We start from the raw sequence: 20,434 nt of genomic DNA, 5'->3' as shown, positions 1-20,434 counted from the left end.
TATAAATCTGCGCGGGATCTGGCTGTTATAAGTATGCGCTGCGGGCAAAAATATAATGCGCAGAACCTGCGCAGTAAGTGCAGAAGTGTAATTATGCCCGCGAGGGAACAGAGTCCGGCTGGTTTTTAGGGCACAATGAAGTATCGCGGATAAGGTCTGCCAGTGAAAACTGGTTTAGCTTCTGGTACATAGCCTTTGAGGCTTCTTCCCACATTGTGCGTGTGAGACATACATGAATGCGCGGGCAGCAGGAGTGTTGTTCGTCACACCCGTAACATGGCTCTGTTTTTTCCAGAGCCTGTACAAGCTCACCCAAACGTATCTGTGAAGGATTGCGCGCAAGATGGTAGCCGCCTTTAGCACCCAATATGCTGTTAAGGTAGCCTTCTTTTTTTAAGTCACGCATGAGCTTTTCTAGATACTTGATGGAGATTTCCTGTCGCATAGCTACATCTTTAATAGAGACAGGACCATCTTCTTCGTTCATTGCGATATCGAGAAGCATGCGGGTTGCATAACGGCTTCGTGTGGTAAATTTCATAATCGACCTAGCGTGATTGCTATTCGCCGAGAGTCTGCCGGATGATGTTGAGCATCCGGTCGGGATCAAAGGGCTTGTTTACTGTTGCCACAGCATTAGGAATGGCTTGATGAATTTCTTTTGGACCACCCACAAAAATGAACGGTGTTTCGCTATTGTAATTGCCGGAAGCCAACTTTTTATAGACTACTGCGCCGGAATCGTGGCGCATTTCCATATTCAGAGTAATCAGATCAAAAGGAGTTCCCGCTGCAATATCAAGGGCTGTATGACCGTTTTGTGCACCCACAGCATCGTAATCACCAGCCTGTAGGAAATTGATCATGTACTCGAGGACATTGGGATCATCCTCAATAACAAGGATACGTTTTCTCATACCGTGCTCTTCTGATAAACGTTGCGGGCACCTGCCGTGGCGCCAAGATGAAAACCGGAGCGGAAAGCGGTACGCTCTCCGCTCCGGAGGATAACTCGCTAGATGTAAGACAGAACGGTATGGTTACATAGCCGCTTCTGTGTATGAGAGATACACAGATTTTTGTAATCTTACTATAGTGAGCGAAAGTACTATTCTTCTGGAAGCTTAAGGTGATCCGGAACAATAGCCATTTTGATAAGCAACGGTTTGAGGAATGACCAGCGGATGCCGATTTCGTATTCCTCTTCGAGATCGCGGATAGCGTCCCAGCAGTTATGGCACGGTGCAATAACAAGCTTACAGCCAGTTGCAAGAATCTGATCGCGTTTAGTCTGAAGCGCTTTGTTACGTTCTTTACGGTATTTACCAATACCGTTGAAGCCGCCACCACCGCCACAGCAGTAGTTGTGTTCGCGCTTAGGACCCATTTCGCGGAAGTCTTCAGCAATGTAACTCATGATTTCACGGGTAGCTTTAGCTAAACCGTGGTTACGCACGTAGTTACAGGAATCCTGAAGTGTAACAGGTTCTTTAATTTTCTTTTCTGGATCAATCTTGATCTTGCCTGTGCGCAGCGCTTCTGCAACCCATTCAACATAGTGAATGTACGGTGCAGGCGGCAGACCGTCTTCACGACCAGCCCAGTAAGGACCTTCGATTACGGTTGCACGGTGTGCGTGACCGCACTCGGTGCCGATAACACGTTTTGGACGGAGGCGTTCAATTGCTTTGTATACAGATTCAACCTGCATTTTACATGCTGCCCAGTCACCGGCAAACATAGCAAGGGAGGTTTGCTCCCAGCCTACACTTGGTACAGTCCAGTTTTCACCAGCGAGGTGGAACAGGATAGCAGCTTCTGCAAGATCTTCCGGATAGTGTTTAGGCTCACGAGCGTTAAGAGTGTACATGATGTCCGCATCTTCCTTATCAACAGGAATCTCAAGACCCGGCCACTCTTCGCCGTATTCGTCCGCCATCCATTCACATGTATCAATCCAGTCCTCAGTGGTAACGTCCATCTGAGCGTTGTACACGCGGTGCATGCCGGAACCGATTTTCATTTCCCAAGGTACAAAACCCTGAGAGTTGAGAACGCCGCGCAAGTAGCTGAACATGACACCCATATCGATGCCGTGCGGACAGTACATGCCACAGCGGTTACAACATGTGCACTGTGACCATGCAACGTCTACGCAATGACGCATAAACTCGTTAGTCACTTTGCCTTTTTTCTTAACCAGTTCACCAAGGGTAGACTGGATTTTGTATGCAGGAACCTGTTTTGGATCGCGATCGTTTACACGGTACAGGAAGCAGGAGTCTGCACACATGCCGCAGTGGGCACATATTTCGAGCCACGTACGAATACGGGACTGACAGGTTTTTTCGAGCATAGCAGCAAGGGCGTCGGTATCAACGTCCAGCTCTTCCATCTCAGCGTAGTATTGTGCACCACCTTTATCACCGAGCAGAGCTTTAAGCTCTTCTTCGGTGCTGATTGGTGTGGTGTTACAAAAAGTACCTTGAGGCATTGTTTTCTCCTAGCAGCTTGCTGTTACCACGGGAATGCGGTTTCGCGTTTAGCGCCACCGCGCTTGATATTGTAATCCATGCCGAGCTGACCACGGGACATGAAGAACAGTACGATGTGGGACAGCTTGGTGAATGGTGCCAGAAGCAGCACAGCTTCGCCGGTAATGATGTGGCAAGTAAGCCAGAAATCATAGTTACCGAGATGCAGACGGGCAATAAAGCCTGTTACGAACGGTGCTACTGAAATGCCGAGGATAAACCAATCGTATGGAGTTGTAAGAATACGTACTTCAGGAAGCGCAATACGACGGATAGCAAGCATAAAGCCACCGATGATTGCAAGAACTGTAAGTGCATCTGCAACGCTGGACGGTAAGGTCGGCAGGCTGAAACCAAATGCCATTTTAAGAAGTTCCTGATGACCGATCAGGAAAAGCGGAAGCAGGATTGCGCCAATGTGGAACAGGAAAAAGCCTGTTGCCATAAATGGCTGCTGACGCCAGCCGTATGTGCCGCCCGGAATGAGCCAGCAACGGATGGAGTGAATAGCACCGCGAAGACCGAGGTTCATATGCGGTTTATATGCAACACGGTCAAGCTGCCAGTTAAGACCGCGCACGTACAGCACGGCGCGAACTGTAAGACCGCCAAAGAATACCAGCAGTGATATCCACAGCATTGGTCCGGTAAGAAAAGCTATCATTGTAATCTCCTTGTCTAGAGGGAGGAAAATCCTCCCGTCCTGACTAGTACTTTCTCATTTTTTCGTCTCTGCCGGACAGGAACGTCCAGTAACCGACAAAGCTGACCAGAGCCACACCCATCAGCACGTATGTGATGGTTTTGGTGTGAAGCATGAAGTCGTGGAGAGTATAGATTGTTTCCATAGTATTAACCTCCGGACTAATGAGCGTCTTTGTACTCCGGATGTTCGAAAAGAACTGGCATCCGGGTAGTGATGAAGCGGTATGTAGTAACGATAAGAGTTACAACAAAAATAGAAATGCCGACTTCCATGAGGCTTGGGAAGTAACGTTCAGCAGCAGGAAGCTGCCAGTTGAACGCAACCATGCTCACGTTGAAGCGGTTTACAACAATACCGAGTACGCCAAGCACGGATGCAATGCGTACAATCTTCAGGTTCTTTTCACGTACGCCGATTGCGTAGAGGAAAGAAGGAAGCAGTACAAAACCGAACATTTCAACAAGGAAGATTGCACCGTAACCGGTGGCGAGGTATTTCCAGTCGTTGTCCATTGTGATGTCGAACAGCTTAATGAAGAAGTAACCGGCAAGAATGAAGGAGGCAGCTTTTGCAAAGCCGAATGCTACGCCGTTAGCTTCTTTAAGGTGTGTTTCATCCATCATGCGGTGCAGACCTTTATGCGCCAGTGTGCCTTCAAAAATAACCATGGATGTACCAGCCACCATGGAGGAGATGAAGAAGAACACAGGCATAAAGCTGGAGTACCAAAGCGGATGCAGTTTACCCGGTGCAATAAGGAACAGTGCGCCGAGAGAGCTCTGGTGCATAGTGGAAAGTACAACACCCATAATGGTGAGAGGCAGAGTAAGCTTGAGTGCAATGCTGCGAAGCTTACGCATGCCGAGCCATTCGAATGCTGCTGGAGACCACTCAATAAAGAGAACTGATACATACAGGGATACACACAAGCCTACTTCGAAAAGCAGGGAGGTTGTGCCCTGAGAGTATACCAGCGGGTACGGGAGTCTCCATGGGTGACCCAGATCGTACAGGAGAGCTACAACTACGAAGAAGTAGCCAAGAAAAGCGGTTGTGATAGCAGGACGCACTGCGGAATGGTAGTGCTTCATGCCGAACAGGTAGCAGGATGCGGAAGTTACGTAACCACCGGCAGCCAATGCTACACCACACATAAGGTCGAAGCCGATCCACAGACCCCAAGGGTTGTTGTCGTCAAGGTTGGATACAGCGCCGATACCTTTATAGAAACGCAGGAAAGTAAGTACCAGACCGCCAGCAAGGATGATAGCAGTGAGAATGTTTCCGGCGTGCCAGAATTTTTTCTGATCGTGACTCATTATGCATCTCCCTCAGGCTTGGAGCTTTCGTCTACTTCTTCGCTCTCAGGGTTCTGGAGTGCAGCAAGCTTTTCTTCAAACTCTTTTTCAGCTTTAGCGACAGCTTTCTTTGTTTCGCGTTCAACGGCAGCAGCTTTATCTTTAGCAGCTTTATCCATTGCAGCTTTAAGCTTGTCGTCAGCAGCGGACTGAGTTTCAGAAACAGCCTGTGCTACAGCGGCTTTCTGGTCGTCAGCAGCGATTTTTTCTTTACGCTTGCTGATTGCGTATGCACCGGTAAGCAGTACAGGCCAGATGCCTACTACCATAGGAACAGCGCCGAGAGCACCAGCGGTAAGCTCCGGAGCGGATTTTTTACCGACAACAGGCTGACCAAGTTCAGTGTGTTTTACTGGAGCAAGGTAGAGCCAGTTGGTTCCGCCAGCTTCTGTTTCGCCGTAAATTTTCTTTACGTAGCGGTCAGGATGCTTGCGGATGCGCTCGCGTGCGATTTCAATAAGGTCAGAACGCTTGCCGAAGGTGAGAGCTTCTTTAGGACATGCCTGAACACAGCCCGGAAGTTTGCCTTCTTTAATAAGCGGGTGACACATAGTACATTTTTGAATGAGTGGATCTAATGGATCATCGTATTCAAAAGTAGGAACAGAGTACGGGCATGCGATCATGCAGTAGCGGCAACCAACACAAACGTCGCCGTTGTAAGTAACGGAGCCGTCTGGGTTTTTGGTGAACGCTTTAACAAAACATGCGGATGCACATGCTGGTTCCATGCAGTGGTTACACTGCTGTTTACGGAAAATAGGGTGATCCAGACCGGCAACATTGTACTTGTTCACTACAGTGTGCACGGTGGCGGATGTTCTGCGTTTTGTATCCAAAACAGAGAGGTCGTCGAAGCGTTTCTCAGGTTTTGGAAGTTTATTTACAGTGTTACATCCCTCTTCACATTTACGGCAACCGATACAGCGGGTGCTGTCGTGAAGGACGCCCATTGCGTCCGGGTATCCGTCAAATGAAGCGTTGCTGGCAGCCTTCGCCTTAGTAGTTCCCAAGGTGGAAGCAATACCGGCGCCGCCAAGCAGGCTTAGGAATTTTCTGCGATGCATAATTGCTCCTTGATTCCTAGTTAGCGCGTGCGGCGTGGCAGCCTGCGCACTCAGTGTTCTTTGGCTTCTGAATATTCATTTCGGTGTGACAGGTCATGCACTGCTGATGGTAAGCAGCTTTAAGACCCGGACGGTCACCGTTTGTGAATGACTCGTTATGACAGCTCTGACATTTAGGAGGCTTGATGCTCATAGGGCTCTGATGGTGACAGGCCTGACATACTTTGCCTTTTTCTGCATGGAAGCTACCAGCAAGTTTGCTGTCCGCGGTGGCGTTGAGCATAGTTTCAACGATTTTGCGGTGCGGCATGTTGGATGCTTCGTACTTGTCAGCAAGAGCGTCAATTTTTACGAATTCAGGAATTTCTTCAGCGGTGTACGCTACTTTGCCAGCTTCGCGAGCAGCAATAACAGCAGCAGCAACTGCGTTACGTTCTTCTTTGCTCATTTTAGCTGCCTGTTCTGCGGTAACGCCGTTAGCGTTATGACAGGTTGCGCAAGACTTTTCGTTGAAGTTTTTAACTGGAATCATGGAGTGACAGCCCGCACATGATGCATCCTGTGCAACAAGTTTTGCGTGACAGCCAACACAGCTTGCTGTGGACTGTGCATCGTGCATATCACCGTAAAGTGGTTTGAAGCCGTACTGTTCGTTACCGATACCGTTAACGTGACAGGTGCCACATTTTTCTACGTTTGCTTCATGGAACTTGTGGTCAAATGCCACAGGAGCAATGTCGCTTTTAGCAGTGGTGTCCGGTACGATAAGAGCAGCATCCGGTTGGCCGCGGAAGAGGCGTTTCGGAGTTACTTTGGTTGCTTCTTTTTCAGCTTTTACGCCGTGGCAGCCACCACAGGAGATAGGACCTGTGAATGCAGAATCTTTTTTAGATTCTTCCATGTGACAGCCGATGCAGCTTGTGTGCGCGGCAGCGTTAGGACATTTGTAGATGAGGAAACCTTTACCATAACCGTTGTCAGCGTCTTCTGTATTCGGTTTGTAGGTAGCGGTACCTGCTGAAAGATCGATGTTCATGTGACAAGCGCCACAGTTTTTATCCATTGCTGGAACAACAATCTTTTTAGATGAAATATGACGTTCGTGCAGTGCTTTATCCATCTGGACAGGAATTACTTTAGCTTTCGCGTCCGGATTTGGATTGTGACATGCACGACATTCGCTTTCCAGAGGACCTGTGTCCATGCCGGAGTTAGCCATGTCAACATGACAGCCTACACAGTTTTTGTGATACAAGTCCTGCAATTCTTTTGCAGACAAATCACTTGTGCGTTTAAAGGTCAGTTCCATGTAGCCGTCTGTACTTTCGTGACAGCTGGCACAGTCCTTGTTCATTTCTTTCAGTGCGTCAGTATGCAGATCGTGGCGATACGTAACGGCTGGCAGTTCCATATCACCCAGCTCGCCGATAACATCAATTGTGATGACATCAGCATAATGCTCGGCAGGAGCAGCTGTTACATTTGAGCTGTGCGCCTTGATACCGACGACCGATATAAGCGCTACAACCATCAGCGTGCCCGCCCAGCGGAGCAGTGATTTTCCCTTCATCATAGTGGCAGTCCTTTCGATGAAATATTAACTCGTCCTCAGACACCCCTTAGCCATCAGCCTTCTGAAAGTTCCCCAACTCCAGAAGAACAGCAGAACCGCGCCGAACTCGCCATACGGCCTAAGGGCACTGTGGCAGTCTTGGTATGTATGCGGTTGCATGAACATCACAAAAAAAAGCAATGTTCTCTAACTCATCGATAAATCGTAGATTTAAAACCTACCGATTCGGTATGAGTTTTTATCATACCGACGGGGTAGGGTATTTAAAAGATTTCGTCAAGGGATCGGATGGAACGGTTTTCATTTTTTTGTAGTGTAATTAGCTGAAAAGAAAGAATATATATTTTCGAATAAAAATATACAAAAAAAGTAGGATTTATTCCCGCGCCAATCAGTAGACAACAAAAGCCTGCTTCAGCAAGACTAGAGTGTTGATAAAAAACAGTGTAAAATGAAAAATAAGGTGCAGGATTATTGTAGTCTGCGGATACCGTGAAAAGAGGATGGATAGTATGGGGTTATTTGTAAATTTACCGCTAAGCTTTGCCTTCAGGGAGCCGCGATACATTGATATGCTGATTGCAGAGGGTGTATCGCCCGAATTAGGTATGGATACCTATGCAATTCAAGAAATAGGTGTGGACTGGCATAAAAACGTGGCAAAACGTTTCAAATCAGCGGGACTTTCGTGTGGTGTTCATCTTCCATTTTTTGATCTTGCAGCAGGGAGTTTGAATAACCACATACTCAAAGCAACACGCAAGACCTTACTTGAGGCGTTGGAGATTTCCCATATCTATAACCCGACGCATTATGTCGGGCATCCGCTGTATGAAAAAGGGCAGCACGAGCCGTTTTATGATGAATGGTTGTCACGCTCTATTCTAACATGGTCACTGCTCATTAAAGAAGCAGACAAGACAACTCCGCTCTTTTTAGAGAATACGTACGAAGTAACTCCAGCGCCGCTCGTTGATCTTGTGCAGCATTTACCGGCAGAACGGGTAGGGCACTGCTTTGATGTCGGGCATTGGCATTCGTTTGCCAAGGGTGCTCAGCGTCAAAACATGCTGGAATGGCTAACCGCGTTTGCTCCAAGGCTCTGGCATCTGCATTTGCATGATAACGACGGCTCAGGCGATCAACACCTCGCACTCGGTGCTGGCAGCGTTCCGCTTCTAGAATTATTTGACTTTATACAAGAGCATGACCTGAAGCCGTCCGCTACGCTTGAACCGCACACGGAAGAGGCGTTCCCTGCGTCTATAAAATTTCTTGAAACACACAGCACCTCTGTCTGTTTTCTTACTGAAGAATAGGGCGGGGGTGGGGGGCGTTATGCCTCCGGCGGCGCTTGTCAGCGGGACTTTAAGAACCTTTCTCGAAGAAAGGTTCTTAAAAATCTCCAAAGACTTTTATCCGCGAGTGACTCTCGTTTCTTATGCTGACTTTCGGCTTATACCCCACTACCTTTCCCGAATCATAAAAGGCTGTCCTAGTTTTGTAGGACAGCCTTTGTAGCTTTTGAAGGGGCGTGGCGCGTAAGCCGCGAGGTTTCTAAAAAACGTGCTGGTATCGCGGGTAAAAGTTCTTGGAGAGTCCAGAGAACCTTCTTGTCGTAGACTGTAGTGTTGTTCTCGACGGCGCTTATCAGCGGGACTTTAAGAGTCTTTCTCGAAGAAAGGTTCTTAAAAATCTCCAAAGACTTTTACCTGCGATTGACTCTCGCTTCTTATGCTGACTTTCGGCTTATACCCCACTGCCTTTCCCTAATGATAAAAGGCTGTCCTAGTTTTTAGGACAGCCTTTGTAGTTTTTGAGGGGGTGTGGCGGGTAAGCCGTGAGGTTTCGCAAAAAACGTGCTGGTCTCGCGGGTAAAAGTTCTTGGAGAGTCCAGAGAACCTTCCTTTCAAGAAGGTTCTCTGGTCGCCGAAGGCAAAAAAAAGCTGCCCAAAGCTTAGCTCCAATTAAATCGAATCGTTGGCAGGCTCCGTTGTAGGCGATGCCTTAGTTACAAAGAGGTTCGCGATATCTTCGAACACAAGGTAGAAGCATGGCACGAGAATAAGTGTGATAAACGTTGCGAACAGGATGCCGAATCCGAGTGAAATTGCCATTGGAATGAGGAATCGGGCTTGCCGCGATGTTTCCAGAATCATAGGAGCCAAGCCGCTGCACGTTGTGATGGTTGTCAGCAGGATTGGTCTGAAGCGCTTGATTGCTCCTGAAATAACGGCTTCGTGCGCTTCGTAGCCTTCGCGACGTAGTCTGTTGGTGAAGTCTACAAGAACAAGAGAGTCGTTGACCACAACTCCGGAAAGGGCAACCAGCCCGAACATGCTCATCAGGCTGAGAGAGTATCCCATGACGACGTGCCCCACGATTGCTCCAACCATACCAAATGGAATTGCAAGAAGAACGATAAGCGGCTGTGTGTAACTTTTAAACGGGATTGCCAGAAGCGCGTAGATAGCAAGTAGCGTGAGCAGCAAGCCGGTTATCAGGCTTCGAACACTGTCGCGCATATCTGCTTGCTTTCCTTTGAGCGAATAGTTCAAACTCGGGTACTTGTGCAGCAGTTCTGGCAGGATGTCGGTTGTAACGGAGGTTACAACTTGTCCTGAAAGCTTACGCGGCGTAACGTTTCCGGTAACTTTGCGGATTCGCTTCCCGTTTTGACGGGCTATGGATGTGGCGGCAAAGCCTTTAGTGATGCGTGCTGCATCTCTGAGCAACATCTCACCACCGGATGGAAGTTTGAGCACTAAGTCGTCGAAGGTGGCGACAGATGCACGTTCTTTTTCTGGAAGACGTACGCGCACCGTGACTTCATCTTGTCCGACTTGTTGTTTTAACGCTTCTGCGCCGTAGAATGCATTACGCAGCTGGCTTGCAATATCACGTGAGCTAAGTTTTGCAGCCTCTCCGGCAGGAAGCAGCTTGATGTTGAATTGCCGCTTGCCGCGAGCAGTACCATCATCGACATCACTGACACCTTTAAGGAGAGACATAGCGTACGCAAGTTCCTGCGCCGCTTTTTCAAGGACGGCAGTATCGCGGTGCGTGAGTTGAATCGTCACGCCTTTACCGGAACCGGGTCCCCCTTTGTCTGCTAGAAAATCTACTGTATCTGCGCCTGTAATTGTGCCAACCGCAGTACGCCATTTGGCTGTGATGTCAGATGTTGAAGCAGGGCGTATATCCGGTGGTGTAAGGTAGATACGCGCTTTAAGAACATTGTTCGAGATACGTGTGAAAACACCAGTGCTGAGTGTATCTCCACCATTCGCATTGATAACGTCATAGGCAGAGTGCACAAGCTGGTCTTCTACTTCTTTCATGCGATGTACGGGCGTGCCGTAGGGCATAGTTATAGCGCTATAGGCGAAGTCTGACTCTACAGTTGGAAAAAGCACCATGCCAAGCCGACCTGACATGGCGAAGCCAACAGTCAAAAGAAGAACGGCAAGCGATGTTCCGAGGACAGCATAGCGGTACGTAATAAGATTACGTATAAAAGTGCCATATTTTACAGCGATGAAGGACTCAAATCGTAAACTGAACCGTTGCTGGAAGCGGATAAGCCAGCTAAGCCCCGGAATGCGTGAACGATTGCTTCCATGCGCGAGGTGAGCCGGAAGGATGAGTAAGCTTTCGATAAGTGAAATCGCAAAGACAATGCCGACAACTATAGGAATATATTTAAAAATTTTCCCCATAGTTCCCGGTACAAAATAGAGTGGAAGGAAAGTAATGATGTTGGTGATAACACTGAATGTTACTGGAACCACCACCTCTTTTGCTCCGTCAATCGCTGCTTGCAGTCTGCTTTTTCCTAGATTTCTATGATAATAGACGTTTTCGCCCACAACAATAGCATCATCCACCACAATACCAAGCGTTATGATGAACGCAAACATGGTAATCATATTAATGCTGAAGTCTGTAAAAGGCAGAAAAACAAACGCACCGAGGAAAGAAATAGGAATACCAAGACTCACCCAGAAGGCGAGACGGATTTCTAGAAAAAGAGCAAGGAAGATAAATACAAGCGCAAGACCGATATACGCGTTGCTGAGAAGTAATTCGGAGCGGTCTTTAAACATGATGTATCGGTTATGGTGAGAGCCGATGGTGATGTTTGGCGGCAGTTCTGCTTGAAATTTTTCAACAACAGCATTTGCTGCTGTAGCAACACTGACTGGTGTTTGTGAGCCGATTCGATACACATCGACAGAGACTGCGCGATGCCCATTAAAACTGCTCCAGTTGTGTGTGTCTTCAACTCCGTCCCATATTTCGGCAATGTCACCAAGGTAAATAGAAGCCCCGTTCACATCTGTGAGAACAGGAATCCGTTTAAAGTCTATTGCGGTAAGTTTTCGGTCAGCTACACGGACAAGAATTTCGCCTTGCGTTGTTTTAAGGCTACCACCACCGACCTCAACAGAGGATTGGGCTATTTTTTTTGCAATATCGGTAAGTGTTAGATTGTATTTTCGCAGAGTGTTACGGGAGATTTCAATATGAGTTTCCAAATCTCTTACGCCGGTTACTTCTGCTTGAGTAATTTCGGAACTGAGGAGCAGTGCGTCTTCGAGTTGCGTTGCATAATCACGCAATACCAGCTCGGAAACATCTCCGCTAAGAACGAGCGTGAGTACGCTGCGTTTTCTTGCATCAATGGTTACACGCGGTGATTCTGCTTCGTCTGGGAATGTCGAAATCCTGTCGACTTCTGTTTTTATATCCTGCCATACGCGGTCAACGTCAGCACCGTCGAGTACTTCTGCTGTAATCGTCGCGCTGTTTTCTCTGGCTGTGGATGTAATCTCTTCGATACCTTCAATGCCCTGAATGGATTCTTCAACAGCCTGTACGATTGAACGCTCGATTTCTTCAGGGCTTGCACCGGAATACGCGACAGAAATAGAAATAGTATCCATTTCAATTTCTGGAAAAACTTCCTGCGTGGTGCTGCTTCCCAGTACTATACCGCCGATGAGTAAAACAAACATGAGGAGGTTGGCTGCGACAGAGTTTCCTGCCATCCATGCAACAGGCCCACGCGATTTTGGGAGATCAGACGAGCGCTGCATCCGGTGCTGCGAAGCAAGTGGTGATATACCCATGTGTTACTCCGCAGTGGCTACGTTGTTTCCGTTTGAAGAACGCTTGCCGGATGGTACTGATTTGGCAGGATGCGTTTGCTTTACGGGTTGGCTGGCAACATTGGGCGTCGTGGTTGATTCCAGAGCCAGAGTCATGCCGGAATATGCATTGCTGAGATACGATGTGATAACAGCGTCGGATTCTGCAATGCCAGTAGATGCGTAGACAGCCTCCGGTGATTTCCATACGACGGCAAGGTCGCGGACTTGAAGCGTTCCGTTGGCATAAATCCATACCTGATTTTCATTGCGAACAAAGTCGCGCGGAATTTTGTATACAGATTCAATAGTCTTGCCTTGAATATTTACATCCACATAATCACCGAGCATAAGCGGAGTGGAGAAATTTTTTGATGCAAGACGAAGCGGATCTTTGACGCTTACTACGACGCGGGCAAGTCTTGTTGATTCGGTAAGTGTTCCGGTAAGTCTGAGAACTGTTCCTTCCCAACTGGAGGAGCCTCCCTGTCGGACGACTGTTGCTGTAATCGTGTCACGGTGCAAGCCCAGTTGCTCCAGACGATCAACAGGAATGGCTGCTTCGATCCAATATTCTTCGATACCTACAAGAGTTGCAAGTGTGGAAGAAGCGGTGACTCGAGAGCCGAGGTTAACTCCGGTTTTCTGCACCAGCACGTCAAATGGTGCACGTAATTCACAACGGCTAAGGTTCAATTTTGCCTGTTCAACTTCTGCCTGTGCTTTTTCAAGCCCTGCTTTTGCTTTCATCAGTTGCGGTTTACGTAACGCAAGTTCAGTGCTGTATTTAGGCGATTTTTTATTTGCATCCAGCAGGCGCACGCTTTCTTTGGCAACACGCTGCTGACCTTCTTCAAGCATCAATTCGGCTTTTGCAGTATCAAGTGCGCTTATGCTTTTACGCAGAGCAATTTCGTAATCGCTTGTATCGATGCGTAAAACAGGCTCACCCTTTTTAATAACCCCACCAGCGGCGAATTGTGGAGAAATCCATACTACAGTGCCAGTTACTTCTGGTTTCAGTTCAATTTGTTGCGCTGGAATAACAGTTCCTGTTCCTTGAATCTGAAGGGGGACACTGCCTTTTTTGATATGTGCCGTAGTAACGGTAAGCACCTTTTTCACAGGGGGCTTCTTGGCAACCTTCGGTTTAGAATTCATGAAAAACATATATCCTGTGATGCCGAGTGTCGTCATAAGAATGAAGATGGCTGCATTGATGAATATTTTTTTGCGGGATGGGGCGTTGGCTTGCATATCTGTTATATCCCTTCTGTTTTATCGTCTTTTGGAAATGATTCATGCACATCAGCAAGACCGTAAGTCCAGCTGCCTCCAAGGGCACGGTACAAAGAAATTCTAAATTTTATCAGCTCTGCCTGCTGCTTTATCATGCTGCGTTCCAATCGTTGCACATTGAGAATTTCCTGTAGCAAAGGCAGGTAGCCACTTTGCCCTTGAAGATACCGTAACTGCGCATCTTCTAAGGTCTTTGCTGTTGCGTTTCGCTGAGCGGAGAGAAGTTTTATGTATTGTTGTTGCTGTTCTTCGTTTACGAGAGCGTCTTCAACTTCTTGAATAGCTTTGGATACTGTGAGGCTGTAAGTGGCAGCTTTTTCTTCGACGAGAGCGCGGGTTCGTGCGACTTCAGAGGCGCGCACGCCACCATCCAGAACTGACTGCACAATATTGCCTGCAAGAGTAGCAGCCCAGTTGTTGAAAAGAACAGCCGCAACACTGCTGTTCAGTGCGGCATCTGCATTGAGTGTTAATTGCGGCAGCCTGTTGGCTCGTGCTTCGGCTACATTCCATCTGGCAGAAAAAAGTACGAAACCTGCGGAGCGGACATCGGGTCTGTTTGCAAGTAAGTCTGCCGGAAGTCCCGTTGTGGGAAGTTGTATAAGCTCAGGAAGTTTTTTTTGTGTGATTTCCGGTTCATCAAGAGGCGTACTGCCTATGAGCACAGCAAGAGCATTAAGGAGGACTTGTTCCTTGGCAACCAGCAACGGCAATTCCGATTGACTTGAGGCTAAAATTTGTCGTTGCTGCAATACGTCAACAGATTGCGCTAATCCGTTTTCAAAACGGAGTTCTTGGAATGTGAGTTGTTTTTTGTTGTTTTCTACTTGCTCGTTTAAAATTGCTATTTCTTCACGTACTCTGAGTAGATCAACCCATGTGGTGGCGACGGAAGCCGCAACAGTAACGGCGGCAGCATCAAGGTCTGCTTGCGATGCATACAGTTTTTGTTCGCTTGCACTGCGTTGTGCTTCTATACGTCCCCAAAGATCAAGTTCATATGCCGCAGCAGCTCCCAGACGGTATTGCTGTGTATCGTCATACAATCCCGATTGGCTGCTGTTGGCTTTTACTCCGGTTCTGCCTGCCTTGGCATTCCCTATAAGATTGAGTGTTGGATATTGTCCCGCCCCTGCCCGTTCCAGTTGAGCATGAGCCTGTTTTAAGCGGGCATATGCTGCGTGTATTGTGAAGTTTTCGGAAAGAGCACGGGTAATGAGTGCATTTAATTCTTTGCTATTAAAATTTTTCCACCAGAGTGCATTGGTTGTTTCACCCGTCACTTGGATAGAATAGGGCTTTTGAAGCTGAACTTCGGGCGCAATAGTCTGCGTAGGTGCAAAAGGAGCACATGCGGAGCATACTAGGATGCTCAAAAGAAGTATGGGGAAAGCATATTTCGGCATAAAATCTATCTCAACTTTTCTGCATGGACTAGAATATGTGTCTTTAATGAGTTTGTATTACTGCTGCTTTTGTGCATTGTTTTTTGCAATGGCAGAAAAAGTAACTGTATTGCAAATGTGTCTTGCACGTTGGTAGGTGATGGTATTGGCAGTAGTTGTGAAGCTTATACGCAAGATTGATTTTTTTAAAGTCTGAAACTGTATTGTTTTTATACAGATTAGAAGAAATGTTGTAGCCAATTTGTTTGAATAACAACAATGTTTACCGTTGGCTCTGGTGTTTGAGGTCGATTTTTCGGCGAGATGCAGCGCGTTGACGATGCATGCATAGGGCATTATGTTTGTGAGTCGCGTATAAATTATTGCATGTTTTATCTGGAGTATTTGTGACTGACAGCACCCTTGCCCTTAATCCCTCAAAAGTAAAAAAGATTCTTGTTTGCCAGCTTAGGCAGATAGGCGACGTGATGCTCTCCACACCAGTGGCAGAGTTGCTCGCAAAAAAATTTCCTGATGCAGAGATTCATTATTTTACAGAAAAAAAATGTGTCCCTGTGTTGCAGCATAATCCGTATATTTCTCACATATGGGCACTGGATAAAAAAGAGCTCTCTAACCCTTTTAAAGAGTTTGTGTTCTACAAAAAAGTGGCACGTCAGGGATATGACCTGATGGTGGGCTTGCAGCATCTTCCAAGAATCCGTTGGATTTCTTATCTCACAGATGCGCCTGTGAAGCTCAGCTACCACTCTTCATGGATTAATGATCTCGGCTACACTCACCTTACTCCAGCCAAAGACGGATATGCTTCTGAATCAAAGGCAGCGATTCTTGCGCCGTTGGGAATTGAGTGGAATTGCACTACCCCTAAGCTTTTTTTGACCGAAGAAGAGCGATCAGCAATGGCTGGGCGATTAAAGGAGTGGGGTGTAACTGAAGAGCACAGGCTTATTACTGTTGATGCCACTCACCATGACCTTGGGCGTAAATATCCTGCGGAAAACTATGCAAAGGTTATCAGTGCCTTGGCGAAAAAGCATAGCGATCTTCGTTTTGTTCTGCTGGCAGGTCCCGGTGAAGAAGGTATTTTTGATGATATCTTGCAAAACTGCGATACGCCGGAAGCGGTGATTGTTCCGAAGCCGAGCTTGCAACTGCGTGAAGTGGCTGCATGTCAGGAACGCTGCATCTTGCACTTCGGCAACTGTTCTGCACCACGGCATATGTCTGTTGCTGTGGGAACCCCGACGTTTGTTGTTCTTGGCTCCAGCAGCGATGCATGGCGTTTCCCATCTGATGCGCATACAACCGTTAATTCAGATATTGATTGTCGTCCGTGCAATAACAGCACCTGCCCTGTCGGATATAAATGTCTTTCTGAGCTTGATCCTGAGTATGTTGCGCAGCAGCTTTTGAATCATATTGAAGGCATAACTGATTAGCTTTATTAATATACTATCGACTAATACTGCTTTTCTCACATAATGATTTTTGATGCAGGCGCGACGTGTATTGCTGCATTAAATTTCATCTAAGAGAGGCGAGCATGAAAAGACTGTTGACGGTATTGGTGGCTGTATTGGCTGTAGCAATGTGTGCGTCTGCTTTTGCGGCAGGACATGAATATACGAAAAAAACTCCACAGCAACGTGCAGAACGCATGACGAAATTGCTTGATCTGACTCCTGAGCAGCAGACAAAAGTCGAAGATATTATTACGCGCAGAGATGCTGAAATGGAGCCGCTGTTTAAATCACTTAAAGAAGCAAATGATAAAGAAGAACAGCGCGAAATAAAAATGGATATTTTAGAACAGCATAAGCGGTTTAGAGAAGAGTTGAACACTGTTCTTACTGAAGCCCAGCAGAAAACGTATCAAGAATTTATAGACGCTCGTATCAGAGAACGGAAAATGGGGACAAAAACCTATTAGCATTCCGTTGCAGGCAGTCTTTTAAAAAGATGCCCTACCCCGAATTCTTGTATTGATAGAGTATACAGAACTGTTCAGTCCGGCATATAAGAACATTGCCGACTGTTCGGAAATTACGATGTTTGAAAAGGGAGAGCTTTTGATGCTCTCCCTTTTTTTGTACGCAATAATATGCGTCTAAAAGCCTTTGATGGAATTGAGACAGAAGGTAACTGCCGGTTCGGTAATACCTTCACGCTCCGGCCAGAAAATGCGGCGACGGTTAAGTCCCGCAAGAAGCCATGTAATGATCTCGGCTGTGTTGTCTATTTCAATATCTTCACGCACGGTACCATCTTTAATGCCGCGCTCAAGGCAGGCTTTAATGGTTTCTTTCAGTGCGTCAGTCATATTTTCCATAGCAATTTTGGCACTTGGAATTGTGGCATATGTTGTTAGGATTACTTTGTATCCTGTCTCATTTTCGTTAACAAAAACCACAACGTCCTGAATGAGAGTTTCTAAAAGGCAGTAGCCGGATTTTTGGCGAGCCTTAATCTCATTGAGCATCTCTTTGTATTCACTGAGCAGTTCTTCGATAATTTTGTCAAAGATTTGCTGCTTAGACTTGTAATGTCTGTAGATAGCAGCATCTGTCACATGAGAAAGCTGTGCGATAAGGGCAACTGTTGTCCCCTTAAAGCCTCTTTCAGCGAATAATTGGCGTGCATTAGTAAGAATTAGTTCTTTGGATGAACCCATGTCTGCCCCACGGTGTTAAGTTATGGTCCTGTAATAACGGGAACCGTATCCTTTACTTATTAGTGGAAATAAGAAGGAAAATCAATGCGTTGTGATTTACAGTAAGTCATCGGGAGTTCCTGTGTAATCACGGGCGCTTTCTTTGCCCCGAAGTACGCGTAAAACGCCGCCTGCGAGTGCATGCATCTCTTCTACAGCAGGGAAGACTATTGCAGGTGCAAGCGGTGGTAGATTGGTAATGATTGTTTCAACAAGTTTTTTGCTGTTTGCCATACCGCCTGTGAGGACGATTCCATCAATGGTAACAGGCGTGCTTTCACCTTCGTCAAGGCGCATGAGCGCGGGGATAAGGCTCGAAAGCTCTTTTGCTATGTTATATGCAAGAGCTTCAAAGACGAGCTGCGCTTTAGCATCACCTGCTGCCATTCGTTTTTCAACTTCACGTAAATCGTTTGTGCCAAGATGTGCCCACAGTCCTCCTGTTTTGAGGATGCGTGAGCGCAACTCTTCATACGTGAAAGCTCCATTTTTGACGAGATCAAGCACTCCCAGTGCTGTAAGTCGACCGGTTCGTTCTGGAGAGAAGGGACCGTCGCCTTCCAGTGCATTGACCACGTCACAAATTTTGCCGTTGCGATGAGCCGCAACAGATACACCACCGCCCATGTGGCATACAAGAAAACGGCTGTCAGCATATTTTTTGCCAATCTTTGTTGCCGCCTTTCGTGCAGCCGCTCTTTGGGACAAGGCATGAAATACGCTGCGGCGCGGTAATTCCGGTAAGCCGCTGAGTCTGGCGCGGCTGTCCAGTTCATCAGTAACAACGGGGTCGACAATATATGCCTGTACGCCGTGTTCTTTCGCAAATTCGAGTGCGAGCGGAGCACCTAAGTTACATGCGTGTTCGCCATACTGGATGGATTCAAGATCCTTAAGCATGGCATCGGTTACGTTCCATGTGCCGCCCTGCATTGGTGCCAGCAGTCCACCGCGCCCTGCAATGCCGTCAAAGTGCACGGTATCCAAGTTGTTTTCTTTAAGGACTGCCTTAATTGTATTGCGACGGAATTCCATTTGTTCCATCGCTGTATTAAAAGCGAGTGTTTCGTGCTTGCCATGTTCAACTGTGCAGGAGAATAACTCATTTTCTCCGTCGAAAACGGCAACTTTGGTCGAGGTTGAACCCGGGTTGATTACCAGGATGTGCTCAGCCATTAAGGCGACTCCTTTTTATCCATAGCCATAATCATGGCTAGCGCAATAGAGTAAAATTTTGTGCGGTCAGTGTCTCCGCGTGAAGGAAGTACAATCGGTACTTCGCTACCGGCAACCATTCCAGCCATATCCCGGTTCATAAGTGCTGTGAGCGATTTGTATAAAATGTTCCCGCTTTCGATATCCGGTGCAACAAGAATATCAGCTTTGCCTGCTACAGGGTTGTCCACACCTTTACTTTCTACAGCGCGCATGGAAACCGCAAGATCAAGCGCAAAAGGTCCAGCAACCAGTGCATCGCCAAATTCACCCTGTTCTGCCATTTTAGCAACCATCTGGGCATCAAGTGTGGCGGGCATAGCTGGGTAGATAACTTTTTCTGTTGCTGCCAGCATTGCAACTTTCGGTTGCTCAATTTTGAGCATTTTTGCGATGCGCAGTGCATTTTTTACAATGTCTACCTTACGCTGCATGTTCGGTGCGATGTTAATTCCCGCATCTGTAATGAGCATCAGGCGGTCTTCATCCGGAGCGTTGAAAACACCAACATGGGAAAGAACACCTTTTGGCGGCATGCCGGTTTCTTTGTTAAGCACACCGCGCAGCAGTACATCGGTGTTAACTTTACCTTTCATAATAGCACCGGCATGACCTTCTTTTACTAAGGCTATGCATTTAGTAACAGCTTCAGCTGGGTCAGGAATGTGATGTTTTTCAAACGGAGAGAGATCAAGGTCGCGTTCCGCGGCAAGCTTTTCTGCAAGTTCAATATCGCCAACAAGAATTGGTTCAGCAATTCCTTTGGCGTAAGCTTCAACGCATGCGCGAAGGACAAAGCCTTCTGCACAGGCAGCAACGGCGAGCTTGGTGGCAACACGGCCTTCAATAATGTAATCTGCAAGGGACTGAAGGGAAGTTATAGGCATAGTGTGTTTCTCCGACCTGCTTATTCGTCGCCGCGTTTAAGGGCAACAACGCCGGTTCTGCACAGACTGCGGATACCGTGTGGACGGAGCATTTTAATGAGACCGTCTACCTTGTCTTCATCTCCTGTAATTTCGACCGTGATAGTTTGTTGTCCCATGCTGACAACATCTGCCCTGAAAACTTCGAAAATCTGCATGACCTGTGTCATGGTATCTTTCGTAAAGCCGACCTTGATAAGCGCCATTTGACGGTCAACAAAGTCATTTCTTTCAAGTGTATCTACTTCAGAAACTGCGGCAAGGTTAGCGATGTCCTGAATAAGTGTTTTAATAGTGTCGGAATCGCTTTCGACAGTAATAACCAGTCTGGATACTTCAAATTCTTCAGTTTCCGCACAGGAAATGGATTTGAAGTTAATGCTGCGGTCTCGAAAAACAGCTGTGACGTCGGCAACAACACCCGGCTGGTTATTAACCAATGCAGAGATTGTATAAATCATATAACACTCCTTACTACCTGTAACTT

18 protein-coding genes are annotated in these 20,434 nt (G+C 47.1%); 3 read left to right on the top strand and 15 right to left on the bottom strand.

Annotation, left to right across the window (positions count from 1 at the left end; genetic code table 11):
• Positions 1–91: 91 nt before the first annotated feature.
• The 8 genes from N4A56_RS00955 to hmcA all read right to left on the bottom strand — a co-directional run bounded on the left by N4A56_RS00955 (position 92) and on the right by hmcA (position 7,238).
• Positions 92–541 (bottom strand): RrF2 family transcriptional regulator, encoded by a 450-nt coding sequence (locus N4A56_RS00955; RefSeq protein WP_293671818.1) that lies wholly within the window; start codon positions 539–541, stop codon positions 92–94.
• Positions 542–560: 19 nt separating this feature from the next.
• Positions 561–917 (bottom strand): response regulator, encoded by a 357-nt coding sequence (locus N4A56_RS00950; RefSeq protein WP_293671820.1) that lies wholly within the window; start codon positions 915–917, stop codon positions 561–563.
• Between the two features lie 191 nt (positions 918–1,108).
• Positions 1,109–2,494 (bottom strand): sulfate respiration complex iron-sulfur protein HmcF, encoded by a 1,386-nt coding sequence (hmcF, locus tag N4A56_RS00945; RefSeq protein ID WP_293671821.1) that lies wholly within the window; start codon positions 2,492–2,494, stop codon positions 1,109–1,111.
• A 23-nt stretch (positions 2,495–2,517) separates the two neighbouring features.
• Positions 2,518–3,198 (bottom strand): sulfate respiration complex protein HmcE, encoded by a 681-nt coding sequence (gene hmcE, locus N4A56_RS00940; RefSeq protein WP_293671823.1) that lies wholly within the window; start codon positions 3,196–3,198, stop codon positions 2,518–2,520.
• A gap of 43 nt (positions 3,199–3,241) precedes the next feature.
• On the bottom strand, positions 3,242–3,382 hold the full coding sequence (gene hmcD / locus N4A56_RS00935; RefSeq protein WP_293671824.1) for a sulfate respiration complex protein HmcD: 141 nt from the start codon (positions 3,380–3,382) through the stop codon (positions 3,242–3,244).
• Positions 3,383–3,398: 16 nt separating this feature from the next.
• Complete coding sequence (gene hmcC, locus N4A56_RS00930) at positions 3,399–4,559, bottom strand: sulfate respiration complex protein HmcC (protein ID WP_293671826.1); 1,161 nt, start codon at positions 4,557–4,559, stop codon at positions 3,399–3,401.
• Positions 4,559–5,665, bottom strand: a complete 1,107-nt coding sequence (hmcB, locus tag N4A56_RS00925) for a sulfate respiration complex iron-sulfur protein HmcB (RefSeq protein ID WP_293671827.1) — start codon at positions 5,663–5,665, stop codon at positions 4,559–4,561. Before hmcB ends, hmcC begins: the two co-directional genes overlap by 1 nt.
• A gap of 16 nt (positions 5,666–5,681) precedes the next feature.
• Positions 5,682–7,238: a sulfate respiration complex hexadecaheme cytochrome HmcA gene (hmcA, locus tag N4A56_RS00920; protein WP_295544388.1), complete on the bottom strand. Its 1,557-nt coding sequence runs from the start codon at positions 7,236–7,238 to the stop codon at positions 5,682–5,684.
• Positions 7,239–7,750: 512 nt separating this feature from the next.
• Between hmcA and N4A56_RS00915 the strand changes: the two genes are divergently transcribed.
• Positions 7,751–8,557, top strand: a complete 807-nt coding sequence (locus N4A56_RS00915) for a TIM barrel protein (RefSeq protein WP_295544386.1) — start codon at positions 7,751–7,753, stop codon at positions 8,555–8,557.
• 648 nt (positions 8,558–9,205) lie between these two features.
• On the opposite strand, the gene N4A56_RS00910 is transcribed toward N4A56_RS00915, so the two are convergent.
• From N4A56_RS00910 to N4A56_RS00900, 3 genes are read right to left on the bottom strand one after another with little or no spacing between them, the layout of a single operon-like run.
• Positions 9,206–12,370 (bottom strand): efflux RND transporter permease subunit, encoded by a 3,165-nt coding sequence (locus tag N4A56_RS00910; RefSeq protein WP_295544384.1) that lies wholly within the window; start codon positions 12,368–12,370, stop codon positions 9,206–9,208.
• Positions 12,371–12,373: 3 nt separating this feature from the next.
• Positions 12,374–13,645 carry an efflux RND transporter periplasmic adaptor subunit gene (locus N4A56_RS00905; protein ID WP_295544382.1) on the bottom strand — a complete coding sequence of 424 codons (1,272 nt, stop codon included), beginning with the start codon at positions 13,643–13,645 and terminating at the stop codon, positions 12,374–12,376.
• A gap of 5 nt (positions 13,646–13,650) precedes the next feature.
• Positions 13,651–15,093, bottom strand: a complete 1,443-nt coding sequence (locus tag N4A56_RS00900) for an efflux transporter outer membrane subunit (protein WP_295544380.1) — start codon at positions 15,091–15,093, stop codon at positions 13,651–13,653.
• Positions 15,094–15,479: 386 nt separating this feature from the next.
• Between N4A56_RS00900 and N4A56_RS00895 the strand changes: the two genes are divergently transcribed.
• The gene (locus N4A56_RS00895; RefSeq protein WP_295544377.1) at positions 15,480–16,535 is read left to right on the top strand and encodes a glycosyltransferase family 9 protein; all 1,056 of its coding nucleotides are present in this window, start codon (positions 15,480–15,482) and stop codon (positions 16,533–16,535) included.
• 104 nt (positions 16,536–16,639) lie between these two features.
• Entirely contained in the window at positions 16,640–17,026 is a 387-nt protein-coding gene (locus N4A56_RS00890; RefSeq protein ID WP_295544375.1) for a hypothetical protein, read from the top strand.
• A gap of 177 nt (positions 17,027–17,203) precedes the next feature.
• Here the strand turns inward: N4A56_RS00890 and N4A56_RS00885 are convergent, their stop codons facing one another.
• The 4 genes from N4A56_RS00885 to ilvN form a co-directional block, all read right to left on the bottom strand.
• Positions 17,204–17,767: a TetR/AcrR family transcriptional regulator gene (locus N4A56_RS00885; RefSeq protein ID WP_295544373.1), complete on the bottom strand. Its 564-nt coding sequence runs from the start codon at positions 17,765–17,767 to the stop codon at positions 17,204–17,206.
• Positions 17,768–17,863: 96 nt separating this feature from the next.
• Positions 17,864–18,982 (bottom strand): butyrate kinase, encoded by a 1,119-nt coding sequence (buk, locus tag N4A56_RS00880; RefSeq protein ID WP_295544371.1) that lies wholly within the window; start codon positions 18,980–18,982, stop codon positions 17,864–17,866.
• On the bottom strand, positions 18,982–19,908 hold the full coding sequence (locus tag N4A56_RS00875) for a bifunctional enoyl-CoA hydratase/phosphate acetyltransferase (RefSeq protein WP_295544369.1): 927 nt from the start codon (positions 19,906–19,908) through the stop codon (positions 18,982–18,984). The genes buk and N4A56_RS00875 overlap by 1 nt, the downstream gene beginning before the upstream one ends.
• 20 nt (positions 19,909–19,928) lie before the next feature.
• A complete protein-coding gene (gene ilvN, locus N4A56_RS00870) occupies positions 19,929–20,408 on the bottom strand; it encodes an acetolactate synthase small subunit (protein ID WP_293671849.1) in 480 nt (159 codons plus the stop codon).
• Positions 20,409–20,434 lie beyond the last annotated feature (26 nt).

This window comes from Halodesulfovibrio sp. (assembly GCF_025210605.1).
GTDB lineage: Bacteria > Desulfobacterota > Desulfovibrionia > Desulfovibrionales > Desulfovibrionaceae > Halodesulfovibrio.
Note: the sequence above shows the minus strand (reverse complement) of the source record. Positions and strands in the feature narration are given on the sequence as shown.